The organism is Psychrobacter sp. CAL346-MNA-CIBAN-0220, from assembly GCF_040309805.1.
Taxonomy (GTDB): Bacteria; Pseudomonadota; Gammaproteobacteria; order Pseudomonadales; family Moraxellaceae; genus Psychrobacter.
Genome location: NZ_JBEOPF010000001.1, coordinates 380715 through 400348, shown reverse-complemented (window position 1 = coordinate 400348; position 19634 = coordinate 380715). Strand labels below are relative to the sequence as shown.

The 19634-nt window shown below is 40.9% G+C and carries 16 protein-coding genes and 1 pseudogene; 7 read left to right on the top strand and 10 right to left on the bottom strand.

Translation table 11 applies throughout. From position 1 onward, the window contains the following. Positions 1–65 precede the first annotated feature (65 nt). From AAEY88_RS01590 to AAEY88_RS01545, 10 genes and pseudogenes are all read right to left on the bottom strand, one after another. The gene (locus AAEY88_RS01590) at positions 66–398 is read right to left on the bottom strand and encodes a hypothetical protein (protein WP_350558084.1); all 333 of its coding nucleotides are present in this window, start codon (positions 396–398) and stop codon (positions 66–68) included. A 408-nt stretch (positions 399–806) separates the two neighbouring features. Then, a pseudogene (locus tag AAEY88_RS01585) lies at positions 807–1135 on the bottom strand (DHCW motif cupin fold protein). A 41-nt stretch (positions 1136–1176) separates the two neighbouring features. Further along, positions 1177–1755 carry a GNAT family protein gene (locus AAEY88_RS01580; RefSeq protein ID WP_350558081.1) on the bottom strand — a complete coding sequence of 193 codons (579 nt, stop codon included), beginning with the start codon at positions 1753–1755 and terminating at the stop codon, positions 1177–1179. A 72-nt stretch (positions 1756–1827) separates the two neighbouring features. Beyond that, positions 1828–2829, bottom strand: coding sequence for an AraC family transcriptional regulator (locus tag AAEY88_RS01575; RefSeq protein WP_350558078.1), 1002 nt, complete (start codon positions 2827–2829; stop codon positions 1828–1830). 142 nt (positions 2830–2971) lie between these two features. After that, positions 2972–5053: a hydantoinase/oxoprolinase family protein gene (locus AAEY88_RS01570; protein WP_350558075.1), complete on the bottom strand. Its 2082-nt coding sequence runs from the start codon at positions 5051–5053 to the stop codon at positions 2972–2974. Positions 5054–5106: 53 nt separating this feature from the next. Continuing rightward, entirely contained in the window at positions 5107–6879 is a 1773-nt protein-coding gene (locus AAEY88_RS01565; protein ID WP_350558072.1) for a hydantoinase B/oxoprolinase family protein, read from the bottom strand. A gap of 117 nt (positions 6880–6996) precedes the next feature. Then, entirely contained in the window at positions 6997–8382 is a 1386-nt protein-coding gene (locus AAEY88_RS01560; protein WP_350558069.1) for a hypothetical protein, read from the bottom strand. Positions 8383–9649: 1267 nt separating this feature from the next. Further along, positions 9650–10234: a TetR/AcrR family transcriptional regulator gene (locus tag AAEY88_RS01555; RefSeq protein ID WP_350558066.1), complete on the bottom strand. Its 585-nt coding sequence runs from the start codon at positions 10232–10234 to the stop codon at positions 9650–9652. Between the two features lie 132 nt (positions 10235–10366). Further along, on the bottom strand, positions 10367–11224 hold the full coding sequence (yghU, locus tag AAEY88_RS01550; RefSeq protein ID WP_350558063.1) for a glutathione-dependent disulfide-bond oxidoreductase: 858 nt from the start codon (positions 11222–11224) through the stop codon (positions 10367–10369). 49 nt (positions 11225–11273) lie between these two features. Next, on the bottom strand, positions 11274–11954 hold the full coding sequence (locus tag AAEY88_RS01545) for a glutathione S-transferase N-terminal domain-containing protein (RefSeq protein WP_350558060.1): 681 nt from the start codon (positions 11952–11954) through the stop codon (positions 11274–11276). A 353-nt stretch (positions 11955–12307) separates the two neighbouring features. Between AAEY88_RS01545 and AAEY88_RS01540 the strand changes: the two genes are divergently transcribed. The 7 genes from AAEY88_RS01540 (at position 12308) to AAEY88_RS01510 (ending at position 19602) form a co-directional block, all read left to right on the top strand. Then, positions 12308–12862, top strand: a complete 555-nt coding sequence (locus AAEY88_RS01540) for a carboxymuconolactone decarboxylase family protein (protein WP_350558057.1) — start codon at positions 12308–12310, stop codon at positions 12860–12862. Positions 12863–13009: 147 nt separating this feature from the next. Continuing rightward, entirely contained in the window at positions 13010–13693 is a 684-nt protein-coding gene (locus AAEY88_RS01535; protein WP_350558054.1) for a DsbA family oxidoreductase, read from the top strand. Between the two features lie 498 nt (positions 13694–14191). Next, a complete protein-coding gene (locus AAEY88_RS01530; RefSeq protein ID WP_350558051.1) occupies positions 14192–15415 on the top strand; it encodes an ABC transporter substrate-binding protein in 1224 nt (407 codons plus the stop codon). Then, entirely contained in the window at positions 15412–17202 is a 1791-nt protein-coding gene (locus AAEY88_RS01525; protein WP_350558048.1) for an ABC transporter permease subunit, read from the top strand. The genes AAEY88_RS01530 and AAEY88_RS01525 overlap by 4 nt, the downstream gene beginning before the upstream one ends. A gap of 231 nt (positions 17203–17433) precedes the next feature. Continuing rightward, a complete protein-coding gene (locus AAEY88_RS01520) occupies positions 17434–18096 on the top strand; it encodes an ATP-binding cassette domain-containing protein (protein ID WP_350558045.1) in 663 nt (220 codons plus the stop codon). Positions 18097–18173: 77 nt separating this feature from the next. After that, complete coding sequence (locus AAEY88_RS01515; RefSeq protein ID WP_350558042.1) at positions 18174–18821, top strand: CDP-alcohol phosphatidyltransferase family protein; 648 nt, start codon at positions 18174–18176, stop codon at positions 18819–18821. Next, positions 18811–19602: a sterol desaturase family protein gene (locus AAEY88_RS01510; RefSeq protein WP_350558039.1), complete on the top strand. Its 792-nt coding sequence runs from the start codon at positions 18811–18813 to the stop codon at positions 19600–19602. Before AAEY88_RS01515 ends, AAEY88_RS01510 begins: the two co-directional genes overlap by 11 nt. The last annotated feature ends 32 nt before the right edge of the window (positions 19603–19634 follow it).

Genomic DNA, 19634 nt, shown 5'->3' with positions numbered 1-19634 from the left:
GTATTAATTTTTAATATTAATGTGAGCATTTAAATGAACTAGCTGGCAACATATATTGCTCCTATTCAGCAATATTTAGGCTTATCAATAATTTCTAAACTGTAGAACACAGGTGTGTCAATAACAGTCCTTCTCTCTAATACGGATTTAAACACTCCTATTACTTGTTCTACCTCAGCAGGCTGGCAAATAATAATGCCATCTATCACATCGAATTCATCAATACCTTTGTCAGATGTTTGCAAACCGAGTAAGAGACGCGCTCCTGTTTTATGCTTTAGATCGATTAGTGTTTTTTCATCCCAACCATCATCAATGAGGAAAAACCCGTAACTAGATAAGCAGTGCTCGCCTGCTAGCGGTGTGTACAACAGGGTAAAAGATAAATTTCTTATCAAAAGCTCATTATCACGCTACCCTTCAATAACAATTGTCGGTAACTGATCAATTAATTCAACAGGGATATGCAATGAACGCAAATGGGTTAGATTAACCAAACTCTCAGGAAATTGTTTTATTCTTTCGGGCTGATGCTAAATTCCTAGACGAGAGTGTTTGTTTATCAAGTGTTATATTTAATAATATTTAATTTGAAGGCCAAAAATTAACATTAATCAAGCATTGCTAAAGTTAAAATAGTAGGTACAACTCTAATATATAAAATATATTGTAATTAAGAGGGTTGCCATAGCCGACTAGTATCTGGCTTTATAAGTATCAGTTTAAAACTGACATAAACTGATACCTTATCCATCATGTAACATCAATTAGCACATTTATTAGCTTAATGGTCTTTGACAATATTCTTAATCAACAATAAATAGCTTGGCATCACATATTGTGGAGGAGCGCTGAGCTATAGTATCGTCCGCTATCTGATAGGTCATTCCCGATGTTAAGGTAAAAGTAAGACCGTCTTTTAGCTCGGTATTCAACTCCCCTTCAACACAAAGTAGGATATATCCTTTATAGCACCAGTGATTAGACAAGTAATCGGCAGAATACTCAACCATATGCACTTGAATACCACCAAACTCGAGTGTCTTCCAATACCCTACACCCGTCTCACCTTGCCTTTCTACTGCTTCTACTTTTTCCAATCAATAACACCAAAAGGTATATTTTTCATTTTCATCAGTTCATCTCCTGATTTAATGAATTAATAACTTGTAGTTGCTAATGAGCACTAGTAAGTTTTTCTTGCAATGTCTCTTTTATATTCGGCCATTCAGTTGCTGTAAGACTATACATTGTCGTACCTGAAATAACACCATCACGGCAAACTCGATTGCCCCTGATAGTGCCGTCTTTCTTTACTCCTAGTCTTTCAATAGCTTGCTGAGATCGATAGTTTGCATCATCAGTCCGCCACCCAACTGTCAAATATTCTAGCGTCTCAAAAGCATAAGTTAACATCATAAGCTTGCAAACAGTATTGACATGGGTCCGCCAATACGACTTGGCATACCAGGTATAACCAATTTCTAGGCGCTTCGGTAATGGCAAAATATCATGATAACTGGTTGAGCCAATTGCCCTACCAGTAACTTCGTCAATAACTGCAAAAGCGCATCGATCATGCGTTGTATGTGCATTATTAATATAATTAACTACCATGTCAGGCTCTGGTACAGAAGTAGTGGTTATTAACCATAATTCACCGTCTTTGCATGCCGCCACTAAGTCCTTTGCATGACTTAGGTTTAATGGCTCAAGGGTAACGCCGTTACTTGATAATGTAGGAAGGTTGAGCACACGGTATCTCCATTAAAATTTTTATTCATCTTATATAGTCATACAACTTAATTCATAGCCTGTGTCATGGCTCTAGTGTGACTTAGAATAATTAGAAGGGGTATCTTTAGGCGGATAACCAAACTGTTGCTTGTATATACGTGAAAAGTAGCTTTGATCAGTAAAACCAACTTGATACCCAACGTCTGCAACAGAGCTATAATTACCTTTCATTAATATTTTGTTAGCGACTGTTAGTCTAATTATCTTTATCCATTCGGCAAATGTATAAGGTAAATCTTGAAATAAAAGATGAATGTAGCGCACAGAAATATGGCAGGCTTGCGATACTAATTTAGGGGATATCTTTGGATTGGCTAAGTGCATGTGTATAAAGTTTTCTATACGTTGCAGGTGGGCAGCTTTTATCGTTGAAACTTGGCTATCTGCCAAAGATAATATGGGACGGTGTAAGGTATGCACAACTAAATCTAGGAGTTGTTGCTCTAGTAATTGCGACTCTAAAATCGATAATTCAAAATTAGTCGCTAGGTTTAAAGTATGACTGATTTGATGATTAAGAAGTCTTCCAGAACCTTTTTCAGTAGTAATAGGCTGGGCAAAACACTGCTCTATCAGGCGCTGATGTGTTACGAGTTTGGCTATAGGAACTTTTAGAACTTGTAACGTTACTGCATGAGAATGGTAAAACTGATAAGGTTGGTGAGATAGCTGAATAAAAAATTGACCAGGATGGCAAATTAACTCTCGTTTTTGTTGTTGAAAGCAGACCGATCCATTGAGCGGAAATGTCAGTAAAATACTATCGCAATCTTGAAGCGAACGCTGACCACTGCGCTGATAATGCACTGAGTCGGCAATATAGCCTGAAATACCTACCTGATTTAAGGTTGCTTGCTGAATTCGCCCAATGAACTGATTGGGTTTTTTAACCTGCACCTTTAAATCGAAATAGGTCTCACTGATAACACGTTGCCAACCATCTGCACTGAGTGTTTGTTGGAACATATGTTTGTTATCAATGTTCTCACTATATTTTTCGTTTGTTCCCTTAGTATATTCATTATGTTTCATCTGCATTCATCCTTAAATGTCAGATAATAGGGTTATATTTATCTATATTTACTTTACTATATATTAACTAAGATTTATTATTTTATTGAGCAAAACATCCTTCTCCTTTTGGAGAAGGACTAATCATGCTATCATTTTCACACTAACGAATCTTACTCAACTTATAAGTACCCGATTGATGCAGATCAGCTTGCCAATCAGGTTTAATCACTATAGTCGTGGTTGGCTCTTCGATGAGAGCTGGACCAATAATGGCGGCTCCTGCTCCTAATTTAGTTCCATCATATATAGGCGTTTGAATCCATTGGTAGCTATAGTCATGTATCATCTGACGTTCATCGATCTTAGCACTTTCTATAGATCCGGCTTGAGCTTCTATAGTAGGTAGCTCAGGCTTGGCAACCTTACCAATAATTGAAACCTCCACATTGACAAGCTCTACGGCACTATCTTGCTCATCATAAGTATATAGCTGTTTGTGACGCTTATGAAATGCTTCTAAGATATCTGCAGCAGCGTCGCTATCTATCCGACCATTTGGCACAATAACATTGCATTCATGTACTTGCCCAACATAGCGCATCTCCATAGCACGTTCAATCTCTATACCATCGTCACTAAATCCATCCTCCTTAAGCTTTTTAACACCCTCTTCCTCTAACCTTGTAAGAGTGGCATTCAACTTATCTAAATTGGCGTCTGCTGACATCATCATAATCTGAGTAGCAAGATACGAATATTTAACATCAGAGATGATCTGACCAAAAGCACATAGGCAAGACGCTAATTTGGGTACCAGTATCGTATTGATTCCCATCTCTTCTGCCAATGAGATTATATGCATACCAGCGGCACCGCCAGCACATACCAAAGCAAAATCTCGGGGATCATAACCTTTTTCAATGGTAATGCGGCGGATACCATTTGCCATATTCTGATTAACAATGGCACTAATACCAAAAGCAGCATGAGGCAGATCAATATTGAGTGGTTGAGCAATATGCTTTTCAATAGCTTCAGTTGCTTTACCTTTGTCTAAGGTTACAATCCCGCCTAATACTGCACCAGACCGCAGATATCCTAAAACTAAGTTTGCATCTGTTACTGTCGGTAGTGTTCCACCTTTGCCATAGCATGCAGGACCTGGGGTCGCGCCTGCACTTTGCGGACCTACTTCTAACATACCAAAGTTATTAATATGACCAATAGAGCCACCACCTGCACCTAAGGTTTCGACATGAATCATCGGTACACCAATGCGATTTCTTAAAAAATCGATGTCGCGATTAAGGCTGGTTTTACCATCTTTCGCCAATGTAATATCGAAAGATGTGCCGCCCATATCGACAGTAATCACATTATCAATACCAAATGGTTTGGCGATATACAGACCAGCTTGCGGCGCTGAGGCGGGTCCTGAATTAATAGCGTTAACCGCACGCTCTTTCATGACTTCACCTAACGCCAGTCCTCCATTAGACTGAAAGTAACGCACAGGTTGATCAGCACCCAGTTGTTTGAAATAGTCATCAATCTTATACACATAAGAGGACATAATCGGACTTAAGTACGCATTAACCAAGGTGGTTGAGGTACGTGTATATTCTTTAATTTGAGGATATACTTCACTGCCACAACAAACAAACGCATCAGGCATGTGCTGCTGTACGAGCTCTTTAGCGCGTTGCTCATGCTTAGTATCGCGTATTGACCACACAAAAGAGATAGCGACACTTTTAATGTTTTGACGTTTGAGCTCTTCGATAGCCTCTAGAATATCATCCTCGTTGAGCGGCTCTCGTTCTGTCCCATCTGCTAATATCCGACCACGAATAGGAAAGCGCAAATCTCGCGGCGCTATTTGCGGCGCTGGAGGATAGCTGGCATCATAACGATGTCCTTCTTCTTTATGACCCAGACGGATTTCAATACTATCCTCGTGACCCTTAGTACAAAGTAACCCAACCTTAACCCCTTTCATTTGAATCAGAGCATTCAAGGCGACAGTGGTACCATTAATACATAAATCACAGGCTTGAATAATATCTGTAATGGGCCGATTAAACTTCTTGGAGATTTGTTGTAGTCCATCAGCGATAGCTTTTGTACCATCCTCAGGGGTAGACGGCGCTTTAAATAAATGTATCCCCCCAAGTTTTTCAGCCAAAACAAAGTCTGTAAAAGTACCACCAGCATCTACACCTAAACGAAATTCATAACTCATAAGTCATCCTTAAACTTTTATATATATTGAAATTCAGTACATCCCTGTACTGACTACGCTAAATCTCGACGTAGAGCCTCAGTTGCTTCTGCATCTAATTGCAGAGTATCACTGTCGATAACTACCCCATACTCTTTAGCTGCTGAAGAGATTGATACAATACCTTCTATGACATCACGCAATACCGCTTCAGTCTTGCGCTCATAAGAGCTACCGAAACCACCGCCACCAGGATTGGTATTACGCGCCCGCTCTCCAGCATTGATTTCAATCACGGTATTATGAAGATGTAAATCAACTTTACCGTTCTCACGGAACACTTCTAACTTTCCTAATTTAAGCTCGGGCATAATGTGTTCTGCACCACCTGCGCCCATAGTAGGGATATGCCGTCCTTCACCGAATGCCACTACGGTCATCGTATGATCGAGAGGTTCAACTTCCCAGACGGTTCCGCAGCCACCACGTAATCGACCAGCGCCACCACTATCTTCAGCCAATCCATATTTATGAATAACTATAGGGTATTGATATTCTAATAGTTCAATATCGCCTGAACTTAAAGCGCCAAAGCAACATAAGGGACCACAGGCATGCCAGCCATCCATTTGTTGAGTGGCACCTGCACCTGAGATGATAGATGCCAATACCATAGTGACATATTGCTCACCTGTTTTAGGATCGATACCAGCAATGTTAACGCCTGATGAATGTCCCCATGACGCTGTTACTCGCTCAGGCGCAGCATCTTCTAATGCTTTACGAACAGCATCTGTAAGGGTTTCCATCGGTGTGGTCGTACAGTTAACATGCGGAGCTGGCTCTTTGGCATTACATAGTGTTCCGTGCTCGCCTAGATCCACAGTGACGCATCGATAGAGTCCTTCATTGTAAGGAGGATCTACTTGAGCAAACATCATGAGACCTAACAATACACCCGACATCGAATTCCCAGCATACGAATTGATGAAATAAGGAATTTGTGGCGGGCTATCTATCTTGATATGTACGTCGCTACCCTTGATATTGATGTCAGCACGGATGGTCAAATCGCCAAAACCATGTCCAGAATCTTCCAAGACTGCTTCACCATGGTAATCACCATCATTGAGCGATTCAATTAGCGAGCGCATATGTCGATCCGCCATATTTTTAAGCTCTTCAATTGCTGCTCGAACGGTATCTACACCATATTTATCTAGTAAGGCAATCATATTGCGCTCACCAACGGCGCAAGCACCATACTGTGCATTCAAATCGCCTTCTTGATTGCGACGTGAACGCATATTACTGTGAATCAAGTTAATAACATCGTTACGTCTGACGCCTTTCTCCCATATTTTGATAGGAGGAATGCGTAATCCTTCAGCATAAATCTCTTTGGCATCTGGGTTGTATCCAGCAGGGACAGGACCACCAATATCGGTAACATGACCCTTACATACCGTCCAAAATACTAGCTCACCCTCATAAAATACGGGCTTATACATACAACAATCTAGAATATGACTGCCCATTACAACAGGATCATTATGATAAATAATATCACCTTCATGAATGTCGTCACCATAGAAGGCTGCTACCGCTTTCATGGCTGGCATTAATGAGCCCAAATGGATAGGAATATCTTGACCTTGCAGTATCATCTCAGGCAGATGATCGAATAGTGCATTACTATAATCATGAGCGAGATTAAACACACTAGAACGTGCTGTTTTTTCTAACGTCAGAGTCATCTCGCGTTGCGCTGTTTCTAACGCACCACGGACGACAGATAAGGTGATGGGATCGAGGGCTATAGTTGAGGTGTTTTTAGCTTGATTCATGATTCACTCCTTGTAATCTTATTATCGTGCTGTCTTTAATATAGCAACGCTCGCAGCAAATAAATGGACTTAGCATGCACAGTATTTGACTGTGAGCGCAGTTTAATACATTAGATATTAGCGAGTTACTGGTTCTAATATAGAGGACACCATCTGCTGCTGATTTTTGGGCATTAATATGGCGTACAAGACAGTAGCGGTCACAAAAGTTAGAGTCGCGTACCAATTAACCCAGCTGCCTCCTAAGTTCATTAATACGATTCCGACCATCGAGGCCACTATCCAAGCTATCAATCCTGATTTATCAAATGCTGGCAAGCGCTGTGGATCAATGACTGGAACAACACCAAATATGCTCTCTCTCTTGGGGTACAAGATATGGGTTAAGGCAATGGCAACCCACGCCACTACAAACACGCCTTGATAAGCCAACGCCTGTAACAAATAGTTGAACACATCAAGCAGCATGAGTATAAAAATAAAGGTTCCAATCAATAATGCACCTACAAATTTTGGTATTTTTATATTGATGGTATCTTTAATAAAAGCTTGTAAATTGGTCGTTGCTAACAAATAGTTGGCAGTGTTGATACGAGTTTGAGTAATGACAACAAAAATTAGCCCGAATACACCCATCAACTTCACTAATCCTAAAGTGATGGACACTTCAGACAACTCACCTTCTAGCGGAATAGTGCTAACTAAATAAATGCCGGCTAAACCGCTCAAGAAAAAAGCTACTAAATAAAAAGGTATACCGAAATTGAACCACGATAAGTATTTGCTGTCTTCTTGCTTACCATAACGCGCATAATCAAAGGTATACATCATTAAGACCCATACCCCCATGTAATACACAGCAACATTCCACCACCCAAAAGGTGATACCTCTTCGGGACCTAGGCTTAACCAAGCATTGCTATAGCCAAATTCATTAGTTGCCATCACTACTGCGCCGATTAATCCAATGAGATAAAACGGTAGAAGCACACCATTTAATTTGTCTAACCAGTTTTGCACACTGCCCATAATCATCGGCACACTATATGCCACGACTATTAAAGCAGCTAGCCAATAGGGTAGAGAAGGATAAGTCTGGTGAAAGGTAACCGCAATAACAGAGCCTTCAAATACCGCATAATACATAGCAGTGGCAAAAAATATTAATGTCGCCAAGGCTGCGCCTTTATGACCGAATAACACTCGAGAAAATAATGCTACTGACATTCCTGTTCGAATAGCGTAGCGAGAAATGATACCGTTGATAATACCAAAGGATACACAACTGATTAAAAGTCCGATAATGGCATTCTTTGTACCGTAGTTTTCAGCCATCGCGATGCCAATGACTAGATAAAACATCGCACTACATACGCCCCACCATGCCATGGTCAAGGAGCCCCTAGAAGCTCGGTTTTCTAACGGTACTAACTCTTGATTAGGATCAGAGGGAGTACTAGAGTTTTTCTGCTTTCCATTTTTTGGTTGTATTACACCCGCCATATCACTCTCCTTATGATAGTTTATTGGTTTCGATATACTGTCGTGATTATCTATTGGCTAAATATAATCAGCTTTGAAAATATTTTGACTCATTGACAGTAATAACCACATCAGGCCTTTTACGTCCTGCAAAAGGTTGTTAGCTCTATATCTTTGCTATGACTGACTTAAGACATCCATGCAGCAAACATTTGGTAGATAATCTTAAGACTATTGTTACAGTCCAATAATAGAGAATAGTTAGAGAGATAAAATGACTGAAAGTGCAGTGTTTTTGACTGGAGGTGAAATTCAACTAGGTTTGATATATACTTTCAATCCTGTAAACATTAATTGGACAGATAAGTCCTGTTCTAGCTTAACTTAGCTTATTTCCGGTCATAGGCTTCTGTAAATAATTATAAATTGCCTTATATGATATTAAGTACCATTTATATTATTAGTATTGTGCTAGGAAGATTAACTTTATCGATAGATGTTAGTAGCGACTCGATTATTAAAGTAGTAAAAAAGGTTACTAACGCTGTATAGAACATAGCGTTAGTAACCTTTTTTGTATTTAGCATTTTACCGAGACGATGTTGTTAGTATTGAGGTATGAGACTATCTATAAATGGTACAAGTTCAAGCCTATTGAGATGTAGCCATTACATGTTTCCCCGAGATGAGTGTGAGAAACCTGCAAGTTTTTTATTGTCTATCTTACGGTGATTTTCGATATTAGCTAGTTACACATGGTGATTATCACGGTATTCTTTGCGGCATTGAGCCAAGCATAAAAACAGGATACCGTAAAGATGCCACACATCAGCAAGACAGGCGTTAAGTCGTGGCGGATTGACTACGCAAGACCCTATCCTAAAAAATGAATCCCTAAAATATTTTCTTCGCTTGCCAACATAATTACTATCAAAAAAACGGTAAGGGTAAGCCCAAACAAACTACTAACGTATTTATTATGATGCTGACGAATACTAATAATAGCCTTGCTAGATATAGAATATTTAAGCTAGCCATCTTTTTTTAAGGTTTATTATTTAATAACGATCACAACAACATTGTTTTTTTTGTAGCCGTTCTACAGGTTATAGCCTATTTTCCTGGAAAGCTGCGCAGGTAATCGTTGCGTACGTTACTGGTAATAACACTCAGCATGCAAGGTTTCGGGCCATTTGCACTCAGGGCGTATGTTATAGAGCCATCATATCTCCACGTGTCGCTTGTGAATATATGATGGCTCTATAACACGCTAGAGAAAAACACCCTTCTACACCATGTTTTCAAAGATATCATCAATGTATTTTTCTACGGCATCACTATCATTGGTGACTTGAGCATACGTCCTCAAGCCTATGATTTGAATTTGGAAATAACGCGCCAGCTCAACCGGATTTTTCTCTATGCTGATTTCACCATTATCGATGGCTTGTTTAAAAAGATTAGCAAAGGATGCTTCTATAGTCTCTAAAATACCCGTTGCATGAGCCAGCAAATCTGGACTATCATTCTGAGTAAGTTCAGCGACCGTTTTAACGATCATGCACATTCCACTGGGCACAGTGGCTTTATTACATACAATCACACTATGAATGAATCGCTTCAAACCATCCAGTACGGTGTCTTCTTCTGCCATACAATCGGCAAGCCTCTGGGCACCGTCTTTAGCATAACGATTGAGCGACTCTGTAAACAATTTATCTTTACTGCCAAAAGCGGCGTAAATACTACCCGGATGCATCTTCACTACCTCTTGTAGATTTCTCATTGACGTGGCGTGATAGCCCTTTTCCCAATAAAGATTTTTTGCTTTTTCGATTACATCATCGCGATTAAATTTTGCTGGGGCACTCATAATTTTTACCTTAAAACCTTTATCTTAAAATCTGTCTTAATTACCTGTCTTAAAATCGTCCTTAAAAAACAGAAACCAAGTAATAATATTACTTGGTTTTTTACGTTATCGCTTAGATTTATTCGAAATAAGCTACTTTGGCTTTAGTGCTAAGACTCTATCAATATCTTCAGCACTATGACGGTTTTCGAGTTGCGCCCACTCTTCTCCCCAGTTTCTATTGATGATGCAGCCACGTTGTACTGCGGGACGCGCTACCATGGCTGTCGCCCAACGTTGGATATGGGTGTAATCTTTAACCTGAAGAAATTCTTTTGCGTCGTATAAATTACCCAAAATTAAATTACCATACCAAGGCCAAGTGGCAATGTCTGCAATACTATACTCATCACCGGCAATGAATTCGTTTTTTGCTAGTTGCTTGTCTAGTACATCCAATTGACGCTTGATTTCCATCGCAAAACGATTGATGGGGTATTCAAATTTCTCGGGTGCGTAAGCATAAAAATGACCAAAGCCACCACCCAAGTAGGGCGCAGAGCCATGCAGCCAGAACAACCAATTAAAGACTTGGGTACGTTTAGTGCTTTTTTGTGGCAGCAATGCTCCAAATTTTTCAGCAAGATATACTAAAATAGAAGCCGACTCAAAAATAGGCGTCGCATCGTCACTTGAGTAATCGACTAATGCTGGAATCTTAGAGTTGGGATTGACAGCTACAAAACCCGATGAGAATTGATCACCGTCACCAATATTAATTAGGTGGGCATCGTATTCTACAGCCTTACCCAATGCGAGTAATTCCTCTAACATGATGGTCACTTTTTGGCCATTAGGCGTGCCCATTGAATACAGTTGCAAAGCATGCTTGCCAACAGGCAGCGCTTTTTCATGAGTCGCCCCTGAAACCGGACGATTAATACCCGCCCATTTACCGCCATTCTCTGCGTCATGCGTCCAAATTTTCGGTGGTATGTATTGGTTTTCCATTCTCGTCACTTCTATGTTAATAATATTGATTAAACTTTTTTTCTAGTGATTAAGCTTTTTTATCGAAGTTTTGTGGGTATAGCGCCCGTGCGGCGACTTCATCAAAATCAGTTTTAAACTCAATATTTTTGGCAAGCGTTCGGGCTTTTTCTACCGCAGGACGCGTGTTTACGTTTGCAAACCAACGCTTTAGATTAGGATAGTTGGCTAACCCCTCTTCACCTAACACGGCAGTGGCTTTATCCATCCAACCCCATGCCGAAATATCTGCAATTGAATACTCATCACCAACTAAATATTCGCGGCCTTCCATGTGTGTTTCTAACACGTCATAATGACGTTCGGCTTCACGAAGATAGCGATTGATAGCATAAGGTATTTTTTCTGGTGCTTTATGTCTAAAGTGAACGGATTGACCAGAAAATGGCCCTAGGCCTGTCGCCAAAAACATCAACCAAGACAGCATTTCACCGCGATTTTCTGGCTTTCCTGCCAGCTTCCCTGTCTTCTCAGAGAGATACATCAAAATAGCAGTCGAATCAAACACGCGCTTATTATCATCTTCAATTGCCGGTGTCTTGCCATTCGGGTTAATAGCGTGGTACTCAGGGGTGTGTTGCTCACCTTTTAGAGTGTCTATTGCAATCAACTCGTACGGCAACCCCGTCTCCTCAAGATAAAGAGCCACTTTCATTGGGTTTGGTGTTTGATGAAAATAAAACTTAAGCATAACGTTATCCTATTGTGTAGAAATATGAGTCTGATAACTATAGAAGTAATAAAAAACGTGAGTCATGGCTTGAACGGTTTGTTTATTACTTGGTATTAAAACCACTATAATCATAAATGAACGTTCGTTCAAGTATAAATTTTAAATAACTGCTTGTTACATTTTATTTGAGTGATTACTCAAATTTATATTGAGCGTTCGTTCAATATCATTTATAGTGGGTTCTGTTGACTTGCTTAAGAAATTATTACGGCATAATCTGAGTGAATGCTCAAATTAATTATTAGACTTTAATCCGTAATAAATCTTAAGTGGACATGAAAGAACTCACATTTATTATCAGGAATAATATTATGACCGACTTTACCCTTCACGATAAACAAAGCGCTCCAACAGACAGCCAAGCATTGCTCGACGTGTCTCTTAATGCTTTTGGCATGGTACCGAACTTACATGCAGTGATGGCAGAAGCACCAGGACTACTTGAAGGCTACCAACGTCTACATCAATTGTTTTTAGACAGCAGCTTCGATGATGAAGAAATCACTGTTGTGTGGCAAACCATCAATGTCGAACACGCCTGCCATTATTGCGTTCCTGCCCATACTGGCATTGCTAAAGGCATGAAAGTAGATGATGCAATCACTGAAGCACTACGTAACGAAACCCCGCTACCAACAGCATGCCTAGAAGCATTACGCGACTTCACGCTCTCTGTCATCCGTAACCGTGGTAATGTTGATGATAGCGCCGTTCAAGCATTTTTAGAGGCGGGATTCACTAAGCGTCAGGTTCTTGAAGTTATTCTTGGTGCGGCTCAAAAAGTAATGAGCAACTATACTAACCATCTTGCCAACACCCCGATAGACAAACCATTCCAAAAATTTGAATGGCACAAAGCTGATTAATGAAGCGGACTAATAATGTAACCAGTCTGGGGTTGTCACGATCCCTTTGATGTTTTTATACTGTTGTTCGAAAGACTGTTGTTAAGAAGTCAATCGGGCAGCAGTTTTTTCAGTTAAATTTATAAACAATCGCTAACGAGAAATTATATGGAAAATTCAAAGCAGTCATTATCAGAGCAATTATTATCAAAGCAACCACTACAAATAGATATCGTATCAGACGTTGTTTGCCCTTGGTGCATCATCGGTTATCGACAGCTGGCTGAGGCATTAGAGCAGACCAATACCCCGCATGAAATTCACTGGCATCCGTTCGAGCTGAATCCTAACATGCCGCCTGAAGGACAAAATCTGCGCGAGCATATCATCGAGAAGTACGGCAGCACCGCTCAAGACTCTGAAGAGAGCCGCATCAGAATGACAGCAGCAGGCGCAGAAGTCGGCTTCGAATTCCAGTTTACTGATGACACCCGAATGCACAATACTTTTAACTTGCATCAACTACTACATTGGGCAGAGCAACAAGGGCGCATGCACGATTTGAAGCAGGCACTCTTCACTGCTCATTTCACTAACAATCGTAATATTTCTGACAATGCTGTGCTTGCAGATATAGCAGCAGAAATCGGGCTGAATCGTACCGAAGCATTAGCTGTGCTCGAAGATCAACGCTTTGCCAAAGAGATACGCGAGTCCGTACAGCGCTCACAAGAACAAGGCATTCAAAGCGTGCCAGCCGTTATCTTTAATGGCCGTCATTTGGTCAGTGGCGCCCAAGGCGTTGAAAACTATACTAGCATTCTAAAGCAATTGGCTGAGATACCAGACTAAACGAGGCTTTTAGCTACCTCGCTAAACTGTTATTTTGAAATGTACTTCTAGACAGTCTAGAAGTACTGATGCCTGCCCTCCTTTTCTGTTGAAAGACAAAAAGGATAGCAGGTATATTTTCAAAACGACACTGTTTGATATTACTCAATAAGATAAATCTGAGCTATGTTTTTTAGGTTTATATCGAACGAACGTTCAAAAATAGCTATACTGCACTGACCTTGGTTATTTAACGATATTGTTATGGTTATATTTTGGGCGATCACTCAAAAGAATAATTAATTTAGATTTATACAGTTACCTAGCAACCAATAACGGTGTAGTTGATACCAAATAAAAATGAGTTGTAAATAAATACCTAGCAAGCTAGAAATTAATTTCAGACGACGTTAATTTTGGATAACAACTGGAATCTAAATGCCCGTTTTTAAGTCTTGGCCAATACTGACGCGCTTCCACCTTTACTGGGTGGTACTTTTTATCTTTTTGAGTATCTGTGTGGGCATCTCTTCTAGCACGGCAGTTACCAATTCTAAAGCCAGTATCAATAAGCAATCATACTGGCAGCAGATAGAAACGCGGGGTAAAAATCAAGAGGTTTACTTTTATGCGTGGGGCGGCGATCCACAAATAAACGCCTATCTACAATGGGTCGCCACGCAAGTGAAGGCCAAGTACAATATTAAATTAGTACATGTCAAACTTAGTGATACCAGTGAAGCGGTAAGTCGGGTGCTAGCTGAGAAGTCAGCCAACAATAATAGCCAAGGTAGCGTTGATTTGGTGTGGATAAATGGGGCAAATTTTGCCACCATGAATGAGCACTCACTGCTCCTAAAACAATGGTCAAATAAACTGCCTAACTTTGGGCTCACCGACCCCGATAATAACCCTGCGGTTACCTTTGACTTTGGTATTCCCACTGAAGGCATGGAAGCCCCATGGGGACAAGCAGCGCTTACTTTTTATTATGACAGCTTGGCAATTGACGGTTCAGAAAACAACCAACCACCGACCACGTTAAACGAGTTATTAAACTGGAGTGCCCAACATCCCGGACGCTTTAGTTATCCAAAGCCGCCTGATTTTTTAGGAATGAGCTTTTTAAAATATGCGTTGGTAATGCTACATAATCAAAGCCCTGAAAGTCTAAAATCACAATTAAACCAGCCAGCGACCGAGCAAAATACAGCGCTAGTGTTAGAGCCGTTATGGCAGTTTTTAGATAAACTGCACCCGACCTTATGGCGCAAAGGTGAGTATTTTACGCAAAGTGGTGCACAAATGCGCCGCTTGGTTGATGATACTGAGCTAAGCTTGGCCTTTACCTTTTCAGCGCCGGAGGTGCCTGCAGCGGTTCAGCGTTATGACTTACCGGAAAGTATTCGTAGCTATGCTATGGATGATGGCAGTTTGAGTAATACTCATTTTGTTGCCATTCCTTATAACGCCAGCCATCAAGCAAGCGCGCAACTGATCGCTAACTTCTTACTCAGTCCTACCGCCCAAGCACAAAAACAAAAGCCCTATATCTGGGGCGATAGCACCGTGCTTGTTCAATCCATGCTCACTCCCGAGCAACAAGCGTTATTCAAAATAAGCACGCCGCATCTTAGTGCCTTGCCTATTAATAGTATCAAACGCACGGTGAGTGAGCCGCACCCAAGCTGGGTTGACGCCATTATGCAAGGCTGGCAAATGCGTTATGGGGTTGACCCATGAGTGTAGCGCCTAATAAAAAAGCAGACGATAAAGAAGCTGAGAAAATAACTGCTAAAGAAACCAATACGGCACCAGTAGCGACTTACAAAATAGATAACTTTACGCACATTGTAAAACTTAGCCCGCTATTTCTAATCGCCTTACTCATGTTACCCGTACTCGGCGGCTTAGTCAGCGTATTGTTGCCAGCCTTTGGTTGGGCACCAGCACTCGAGAAAACAACGATTGGTCTGCAAGGCTTTAAGGAACTTTGGCAAACGCCGGGCCTTGCGAAAATGGTTAATTTGAGCGTGGCAGCTGGATTAATAAGCACTCTGCTTGCTTTTATAATAACGGTAATGATTTTGGCCGCATTTTTTAATAGCCTTTGGCTCAATCGTATTGAGCGTCTACTTAGTCCTATTTTAGTTATTCCCCATGCAGCAGCGGCGATTGCAGTTGGCTTTTTAATTGCGCCATCCGGTATGTTCTCTCGACTAATTTCACCGTGGTTGAGTGGCTGGGAGTTGGCACCGCACGGTATATTTCCGCACGATACCTATGGTATCAGTATCATTTTAGGCTTAACGTTAAAAGAGCTGCCATTTCTATTATTAATGGCGCTCGGCGTATTGGCTCAGCCGGAGCTTGGCAAAAAATTACGCCAACAGCACAAGATAGCGCTTAATTTAGGCTACTATCCAATGACTGCTTTTTTTAAAGTGGTATTGCCCAACCTCTATCCGTTATTACGTCTGCCTATATTTGCCGTACTCGCTTATGCCAGTGCCAGTGTAGAGATGCCGCTCATATTAGGCCCCAATACTCCGCCAACATTGGCCGTTGCCATCATGAATTGGTTCAACGATGTTGATTTAAACTTACGTATAAAAGCCTCTGCTGGTGCGGTATTACAACTCGCTCTAACGGGTAGTTTACTTGCACTATGGTGTGCTGGTGAAAAAATTGTCAAGTACTTATGTAGGCATTCAATCACCAATGGTCGGCGCAACTACGGCGATACTGTTTGGCAAAAAATAACCGTAGTAATCACTACCTTGGTTATTGGTTTTATATTACTGGCATTGATTGGACTAGTGATGTGGTCGGTTGCAGGATTTTGGCGCTTTCCGGCAGCGCTGCCAGAGCAATTTGTGCTCCTGCATTTTCAAAGCGCCTTATTGCAAATAGGCAGCCCATTATTTAATACTGTTACTATTGGTTTAATAACCACCTTTTTTGCAGTGGTGCTCACCCTACTCTGTTTAGAATCAGAGCAGCTGACTGCCAAAGCAATTTCTCCCTTTACCCATTTAATTATTTATTTGCCACTACTAGTACCTAGTATTGCCTTTTTATTTGGCTTGGTATGGTTACAGCAATTGGTTAATAACCAAACCGCATTTTTTAACGTGGCCTTTACCCATTTATTATTTGTACTGCCTTATGTATTTTTATCACTGTCGAGTAGCTATCGGCGCTTAGACCCTCGCTTTGCTAATGTTGCTGCCAGCCTTGGTGCTACTCCTAGCAAAGTATTTTTTCAGGTTAAATTACCACAGTTATTTGCCCCGATTTTAATCGCGGCGGCGTTAGGATTGGCCATCAGTTTTGGACAATATCTGCCAACCCTAATAGCAGGTGGCGGGCGCATAACCACCATAACCACCGAGGCCGTTACCCTTGCTAATGGCGCAAGCAGGCGCACCAGTGCCGTTTATGCCATTATACAAATGGTATTACCACTAATCGGCTTTACCTTAGCCTGGATATTACCTAAGTACTTTTTTAAGAGTGCGAGGCTTTAATATAGTTAAGATGATTTAAAAACGGTACATTGCTACGGTACGGTGCTACTGGTATGGATTTTTTGCAGCCTCTGTCACGCTGGCGAACAGCAAGCAAGAAAAATTTATATCAGTAGCACATTGTCATAAATGACTCTCTTTTATTTTTAATAAGCTATGGTGCGAAGCCTTAAATATATGTGTCGTTAAAATTACACATCGTTAAAAATACATAATGTTAAAGGGTTTTTGATGCAATCTTCTTTACAGATAAAAAACTTACAGCTTTATCGTCAAAATAAACGCTTACTGAGTTTAGATGAACAAGTTGATGGCGGTGAGATACTCACTATTATGGGGCCTTCGGGCAGCGGTAAATCGAGTTTATTGAACTGGATAACAGGTACGCTTGCCAGCAGCTTTACAGCCGATGGCGAATTATTACTTAACGGCCAAAATATTAACAATCTGCCAACGCATTTACGCCATATTGGAGTGTTGTATCAAGATGCTTTATTGTTCTCGCACTTAACAGTTGCCGGAAATATTGCCTTTGCGATGCCTAAAAGTAATAAAGAGAGTAATAAAAAGAGCAATAAAAAACAGCGGCTGGAAAAAATAGATGACGCACTTGAGCAAGTAGGCTTAACAGGTATGGGAAACCGTCATCCCGATAATCTGTCGGGCGGACAACAAGCACGGGTTGCCTTACTTCGACTGTTGCTTAGCGAGCCTAAAGCCATTTTACTTGATGAGCCATTTAGTAAACTGGATACCCAGCTGAGAGTGGATACACGCCAATTGGTATTTGAGCAAATACGTAATCGTAACCTGCCCGCCATTATGGTCACCCACGACCATAGCGATGCCAAGGCGACAAATGGCAAAGTTATTAATTTAGAGAGTATTAATTAGCAGCTTATCAACTCAAAAACCAGCAACTTAGTACAATAGTTTTGGATTCACAAGTTTAAAGCCACAAGGCAACTAGTATGCTAGACAAATATATCACTCCCATTATAAAACCACTATTGACTCCGGTCGTTATACTATTGCATAAGCGTGCTATCACCGCTGACCAACTGACGGTGGTGGGGTTTTTAATTGGGCTGCTATCGTTGCCATTACTCGCCTTTGGGTATTGGTATGCCGCACTAGTCACTATTGTTTTAAACCGAATTTTCGATGGGCTTGATGGGGCGCTGGCTAGATATTCCAAACAAAGCTCAAGCGCTGGTGGTTATTTAGACATTACTCTCGACTTCTTATTTTATGCAGCGGTTCCGTTTGGGTTTATCCTTGCCAATCCTGAGCAAAATGCTATTGCTGGCGCCTTATTATTAGCGACGTTTATGGGGACTGGCTCAAGCTTTTTGGCCTTTGCTATTGCCGCCGAAAGGTTTAAAATTGACAGACCACAATTTAAATACAAGAGCTTTTATTACTTAAATGGTTTAACCGAAGGCACTGAAACCATTGCATTATTCATAGCATTTTGTATCTGGCCCCAAAATTTTGTCTTATTAGCTACTTTATTCGCTATTGCCTGCGCGATTACTATTTTTACCCGCATATATGGCGGTTATCATACCCTCAAACAGCAAGAAGCTAAGGCCAATGGAGCACTCAATGACGCATGAAGTATGGTGGCGACTCGGCTTCTTTTTTAGCATTCTAATCATAATGATGCTATTTGAATGGCGAAAACCAGCGCGACAATCACCGATTAAAAGTGGCACGCGTTGGTTCGCTAATTTTGGGTTGGTATTTGCCTCATCGCTTATTGCCCGCTTAGCAGTACCGATTGGTCTGACTGCGGTGGCACTTTATGCCCAACAGCACGGTATTGGCTTATTCAATTTAGTAGAGCTACCAAGTGTCATAGTCATTATGCTAAGTCTGGTTTTGCTCGATATTTTAATATATTGGCAGCATAGATTGTTTCACCGAGTGCCTATTTTATGGCGTTTGCACCGCGTCCATCATGCCGACGCACATGTTGATACCAGCACTGGTCTTAGATTTCACCCGATTGAAATTATACTCAGTATTCTAATAAAGCTGGCTGCTGTCATTGTACTGGGCGTCCCTGCTATAGCGGTACTGATTTTCGAGATAGCGTTAAATGGTTTGGCCTTGTTCAATCATGCCAATGTACGCCTGCCACCAGCGATTGAAAAACCACTACGTCTTATATTAATGACCCAAATCCTGCACCGTATTCATCATAGCCAAGTCGTGTCTGAGACCAACTCAAACTATGGTTTTAGCGTCATTTGGTGGGATAAATTATTCAGCAGCTATAAAAGTGTCGCAAAAAAAACCGATGATCAAATTGATATCGGTTTGATTGAATATCCTACTGCCAAACAAAATGCTTCACTTTGGCGCTTATTGATCATGCCATTTAAGAATAAATGAGTAATTTAACTTAGTATTTAATTACTTAAGTA

Excerpts from the sequence above, each read along its gene's own strand:
- AAEY88_RS01575 (WP_350558078.1), bottom strand. The coding sequence starts at position 2,829 with ATGAAACATAATGAATATACTAAGGGAACAAACGAAAAATATAGTGAG.
- AAEY88_RS01570 (WP_350558075.1), bottom strand. The coding sequence starts at position 5,053 with ATGAGTTATGAATTTCGTTTAGGTGTAGATGCTGGTGGTACTTTTACA.
- AAEY88_RS01565 (WP_350558072.1), bottom strand. The coding sequence starts at position 6,879 with ATGAATCAAGCTAAAAACACCTCAACTATAGCCCTCGATCCCATCACC.
- AAEY88_RS01560 (WP_350558069.1), bottom strand. The coding sequence starts at position 8,382 with ATGGCGGGTGTAATACAACCAAAAAATGGAAAGCAGAAAAACTCTAGT.
- AAEY88_RS01555 (WP_350558066.1), bottom strand. The coding sequence starts at position 10,234 with ATGAGTGCCCCAGCAAAATTTAATCGCGATGATGTAATCGAAAAAGCA.
- yghU (WP_350558063.1), bottom strand. The coding sequence starts at position 11,224 with ATGGAAAACCAATACATACCACCGAAAATTTGGACGCATGACGCAGAG.
- AAEY88_RS01545 (WP_350558060.1), bottom strand. The coding sequence starts at position 11,954 with ATGCTTAAGTTTTATTTTCATCAAACACCAAACCCAATGAAAGTGGCT.
- AAEY88_RS01540 (WP_350558057.1), top strand. The coding sequence starts at position 12,308 with ATGACCGACTTTACCCTTCACGATAAACAAAGCGCTCCAACAGACAGC.
- AAEY88_RS01535 (WP_350558054.1), top strand. The coding sequence starts at position 13,010 with ATGGAAAATTCAAAGCAGTCATTATCAGAGCAATTATTATCAAAGCAA.
- AAEY88_RS01525 (WP_350558048.1), top strand. The coding sequence starts at position 15,412 with ATGAGTGTAGCGCCTAATAAAAAAGCAGACGATAAAGAAGCTGAGAAA.
- AAEY88_RS01520 (WP_350558045.1), top strand. The coding sequence starts at position 17,434 with ATGCAATCTTCTTTACAGATAAAAAACTTACAGCTTTATCGTCAAAAT.
- AAEY88_RS01515 (WP_350558042.1), top strand. The coding sequence starts at position 18,174 with ATGCTAGACAAATATATCACTCCCATTATAAAACCACTATTGACTCCG.
- AAEY88_RS01510 (WP_350558039.1), top strand. The coding sequence starts at position 18,811 with ATGACGCATGAAGTATGGTGGCGACTCGGCTTCTTTTTTAGCATTCTA.